Below are 4,523 nucleotides of genomic sequence, written 5' to 3' on the forward strand. Positions count from 1 at the left end.
CGGATGGGCATCGCTCTCGCTCTGCCCATCCTACCTAGAGATCTGGTCAAAACAAATCACATCACTTCCAAGCGCACACGTAAGATTATGATATAAAGAGAAAAATAATCTGATGCGTTAAACTCTGCTAGGATGATCGGGTGAAGCCGCGCTAACCCGACGACGATGACTTTCACCGACTCTGGTGTGTGGGATGCAGCAAGGGTGACGCGGGGCACCCGAGCGCGCAAAATTCCCGCCCAGACAGCCACCGGACCGACACGATGAACCAAAAAATCTATCAAGGGATCAATAACGAGCCCAAGGGCGGCATGACCCCCACTGCCAACATCATTCGTGATGCCTGGGTGTTTGGCCTCATCCCCGAGGAGCAGACCTGTGAGGGCTGGACCATTCAAGGTATCGAGAACCTCTATGACCAGGTCCATGACGCCTGGCTCCCCTATGGTCACCTGGCCTCTCGGCTGCCTCCGGCACTGGGCGAGCGCCATGCCCGCATCTATGGTGCGGCGGTTGAGCGCGCCCGCGCCGAGGGCTGGGACCCGTCGCTGGACGACGAGTCCTGAGCCTGTCCGGCGGGCAGCACCATGGCTTGCTATCGGATCCGTGAGACCTTCTTTCGGCCGGAGACGGAGCACGCTCAAGAGACCGGCACGCTGCCGGCCGATCTCCACAACGGGTTGCAACTGCTGCTGGCACGGGACGGCGCCGAGCACTGTTTTTTGCCCATCCGCTCCATGCAGTACCTGGCGGTCATCGCCCGCAACGAAGTGGTGTTCGTCGATGCCAACGGCGGCTATGCCCATCAGGACGGGGTTGGCGGCCGGTTGATCCGGATCGCCTGGCGGCCGACCGGCGGGCCGCGTGAATCGATTTCGGCCCCGCTCTCTTACGCAATCATCTACTATTTCTCTGGTTTGGCGGAAACCCAGCGGCGACTGATCGGCGAGACTCGCGCGGCGCTCCGGCTCCAGGCGGCGCGTCAGCGGGAACGGGCCGCGCCGGTCCGGGAGTCCTGCATCGTGCCGATGCGCCGCCGCTGAAGGGTCCCCGTCAGACGCATTGCCCCCGTACCCTTGGGGCAGGAAACGTGCCGTGCAATCGAGATAGAACAAGATGACGAAGCTGTTGACATGGCGTGATGAATGGGCCTTGGGAATCGATGCCTTGGACGCGGACCACCGGGCCCTGATCGGTAACGTGGTCGACATCTGCCTGCGCTTCTGTCCTCAGGCAGCGATTCCATCGGGCGTTTCCACGGGCGTGGCGCCGCCGCGCACCGCCGGGTTTCCTGGGGCGAGCCAGCGGGATCTGGCCGAGGCATTGGTTGCCTTCGGTGGTCAGGTCCATGCCCATTTCCGGCGGGAAGAGTCCTTCATGCGCGCCATCGGGTACGCACGGGCGGAAGAACACGCCGCCGAGCATGTCGTCCTCATGAGCCAATTCAGTGAGATGCTGCGCAACTGGCGGGCGCTCGGCGTCACGGTGTTCGATGAAGCAGCGCAGGAGCGGGTCTGTCAGTGGCTCCTCACCCACATCCTGGAATCCGATCGGGCATTCGCCAAGGACTATTTCGCGTTGTGCGGCTGGCCGGAGTCTGATACGGCGCCTCACTGACGCGCCATGGCCGCCCGCACGCAGCGCAGCAGTCCATAATCATAGTGACCCTCAAAGGCGTCATAGACCGGCTTGAGCATCTGCGGCGAATCCAGTCCCACCAGTTGGTCGAAGGCGGACCGGATGGCCTCGATCTCGTCCTCGCCGAGCGTGACCACGTCGCGCAAGCTGAGTTCGCCTTCCTCGATGCAGCGCGCCAGGTGGGTGAACACGGTGGTGAGCTTGAGGTCGCGTTGCTCGCCGATCGCCGCGGGCGGGATACCGGCGCGAAACAGCTCCAGGGTCTCGCGGACAGTACCGCTCAGGCCCAGGTTCCAGCTGCGGCCTGCGGCGGGCGCCTTCTCTGATAGCGGCCCCGCGGCCGATCCCGTCGCCGACCGGTCGGCGCGTGTCGGGGGCTCCGGCAGCGGCGGGAGGTCGGCGGGCCGGCCGTGCTCGGCCTCATGGTCGGCCAGCACGCCCAGGAAGCTGACGCCATAGCGCTCCAGCTTGACCACGCCAACCCCACTGATCCGGCTGAACGCGTCGGCGTCGCGCGGTCGGTAGGTGACCAACTCCCGCAGGGTCGCGTCGTTGAAGATCACATAGGGCGGCACGCCTTGCTGCTGCGCCAGTTCCCGCCGGTGGGTGCGCAAGCGCTCCCAGAGTGCCGTGGCTTCGGGGTCCAGCGGGGTCTCCGCCGCGATCGCTCGCCCCTTGTTTTCCGCGGCGCGGCTGGCCGGCCGGCGCTCCGGATCCCGGCGCAGGTGCACCCGTTGCTCGCCGCGCAGGACCGCGCGGCTCAATTCGGTAAGCTTGAGGGCGCCATGGGCCTCCATGTCGACCGCGACCAGCCCGGCGGCGACCAGTTGCCGGTAGACTGACTTCCATTGCTCGGCGCTCAAGTCCTGGCCGATCCCGAAGGTGGAGGTGCGGTCGTGGCCAAACCGGCGGATGCGCTCGTGGTCCTTGCCGAGCAGGACATCGATCAGGTAATTCACGCCGAAGCGCTGTTCGGTGCGGAAGATGCAGGACATCGCCTTCTGCGCGGCCACGGTGCCGTCCCAACGCGCCACCGGCGCCAGGCAGGTATCGCAATTGCCGCAGGGCTCGGCCAAGGCTTCGCCGAAATAGTTCAGCATGACCCGGCGGCGGCACTCGCTGGTCTCGCAAAAACCCAGCAGGGCGTTGAGCTTGTGCAGCTCGACGCGCTTGAACTGCTCCTCGGCCTCCGAGGCCTCGATGAAGCGCCGCAGCATTACCACGTCGCCCAAACCGTAGGTCATCCAGGCATTCGCCGGCAGCCCGTCGCGGCCGGCGCGACCGGTCTCCTGATAATAGGCTTCCAGGCTCTTGGGCAGGTCCAGATGGGCGACGAAGCGCACGTCCGGCTTGTCGATGCCCATCCCGAACGCGATGGTCGCGACCACGATGACTCCCTCGCCGCGCAGAAACTCCGCCTGGTGGGCGCGGCGCTGCTCGGCCGTGAGACCGGCGTGATAGGCCAAGGCGCTGAACCCCTGTTCGCGCAGGAATTCGGCCGTTTCCTCCACCTTGCGGCGCGACAGGCAATAGACGATACCGGCGTCGCGCGGGTGCTCGTTGCGCAGAAACTCGATGAGCTGGCGGCGCGGCTGCGCCTTCTCGGTGATGCGGTAGCGGATATTCGGTCGGTCAAAACTGGAGACGAACTGCGCCGCCTGCTCCAGCGCCAGCTTGGCGACGATCTCCCTGCGGGTCGGGGCATCCGCCGTGGCGGTCACCGCGATGCGGGGCACCTGCGGCCACCGCTCATGCAGCAGGTTCAGTTGAATGTATTCTGGCCGGAAATCATGGCCCCACTGGGAGACGCAGTGCGCCTCGTCGATCGCGAAGAGCGCAATCGACACCCGCCCCAGCAGGTTCAGGAAACGCTCGCTCAGCAAGCGTTCCGGGGCCACATAGCAGAGATCCAACTCGCCGGCCAGCAGGGCGCGCTCCACCCGCGCCTGTTCGTCGGCAGCCATGGACGAGTTCAGAAAGGCCGCCCGTACCCCGAGTTGCCGCAGCGCATCCACCTGGTCCTGCATCAGCGCAATCAGTGGCGAGACCACCACCCCCGTCCCCGGCCGCAACAATGCCGGAATCTGGTAGCACAGCGACTTGCCGCCCCCGGTCGGCATCAGCACCAGGGCATCGCCGCCGCGCAGGATCTGCTCGATGACCGCCTCTTGAGCGCCGCGAAAGCTCGGGTAGCCGAAGACCCGGTTCAGTATCTCCAACGGGTTCTGATTCATCGTCTGGTGCAGTTGCGAAGGATGGATTGGGCCTGATGGCCGCTGCCCATGCTACCCACTTGTGCCGAAAAAATCTTCGCAGAAGGGCGGGCGGGTGCGATCGGAACTGATGGGGCCGGGCCTCTGCGGACGCGTGGACAGGGTTGGCTTGCCCGCTCCCCGACTGTCGATCGGCCGCTACGAAAGCGTGTGCGAGTCAATCTATACAAACCATTTGTAATGCCCGATCGAAGTCGCTAAGATCCCTACATCGCGTCCGACCTTGGGACGAGAAACCGCAACTGAAAGAGGGTGATAAGGCACCGACCCCGTGGTCCGGCCTCAGCGCCCCGCTCCAAACCCGATGTACCGGGCGAGGAGGACACCAATTCCCGGCTGACCCACTCGGGCCGGCATCGCTCTGCCAAGGCCCCGGCAGCCGGCGCATCACGCGACCGGCTGCCGATCAGGGTGTCTTGTGAATCCGCACTCGAATCATTCTGCTGACCATTCCCCGGTCATGCGCGAAGCCAGCGGCTGCCCGAGATCCCAGTCGCGTAGCTTTACCGTGAAAGTCGCGCAGCGACCCCGTGGGAGCGGCGTCCCGCCGCGATGGATGCCGCGGTCACCCCGAACGGTCGGGTTACGCGCCCGGCCCCATCGCGGCGGGAC

At 65.4% G+C, this 4,523-nt stretch carries 4 protein-coding genes; 3 read left to right on the forward strand and 1 reads right to left on the reverse strand.

Features of this window, described 5'->3' with window-relative positions:
- Positions 1 to 263: 263 nt before the first annotated feature.
- From QZY03_RS26680 to QZY03_RS26690, 3 genes are all read left to right on the forward strand, one after another.
- A complete protein-coding gene (locus QZY03_RS26680; protein ID WP_295586453.1) occupies positions 264 to 566 on the forward strand; it encodes a hypothetical protein in 303 nt (100 codons plus the stop codon).
- 21 nt (positions 567 to 587) lie between these two features.
- Complete coding sequence (locus QZY03_RS26685; protein ID WP_295586455.1) at positions 588 to 1,043, forward strand: hypothetical protein; 456 nt, start codon at positions 588 to 590, stop codon at positions 1,041 to 1,043.
- A gap of 73 nt (positions 1,044 to 1,116) precedes the next feature.
- Positions 1,117 to 1,617 (forward strand): hemerythrin domain-containing protein, encoded by a 501-nt coding sequence (locus tag QZY03_RS26690; protein ID WP_295586458.1) that lies wholly within the window; start codon positions 1,117 to 1,119, stop codon positions 1,615 to 1,617.
- Here the strand turns inward: QZY03_RS26690 and recQ are convergent.
- Entirely contained in the window at positions 1,611 to 3,872 is a 2,262-nt protein-coding gene (recQ, locus tag QZY03_RS26695; RefSeq protein ID WP_295586460.1) for a DNA helicase RecQ, read from the reverse strand. The genes QZY03_RS26690 and recQ overlap by 7 nt on opposite strands.
- Positions 3,873 to 4,523 lie beyond the last annotated feature (651 nt).

It is taken from the genome of uncultured Lamprocystis sp., assembly GCF_903933125.1.
Lineage (GTDB): Bacteria > Pseudomonadota > Gammaproteobacteria > Chromatiales > Chromatiaceae > Thiodictyon.

Excerpts from the sequence above, each read along its gene's own strand:
- QZY03_RS26680 (WP_295586453.1), top strand. The coding sequence starts at position 264 with ATGAACCAAAAAATCTATCAAGGGATCAATAACGAGCCCAAGGGCGGC.
- QZY03_RS26685 (WP_295586455.1), top strand. The coding sequence starts at position 588 with ATGGCTTGCTATCGGATCCGTGAGACCTTCTTTCGGCCGGAGACGGAG.
- QZY03_RS26690 (WP_295586458.1), top strand. The coding sequence starts at position 1,117 with ATGACGAAGCTGTTGACATGGCGTGATGAATGGGCCTTGGGAATCGAT.
- recQ (WP_295586460.1), bottom strand. The coding sequence starts at position 3,872 with ATGAATCAGAACCCGTTGGAGATACTGAACCGGGTCTTCGGCTACCCG.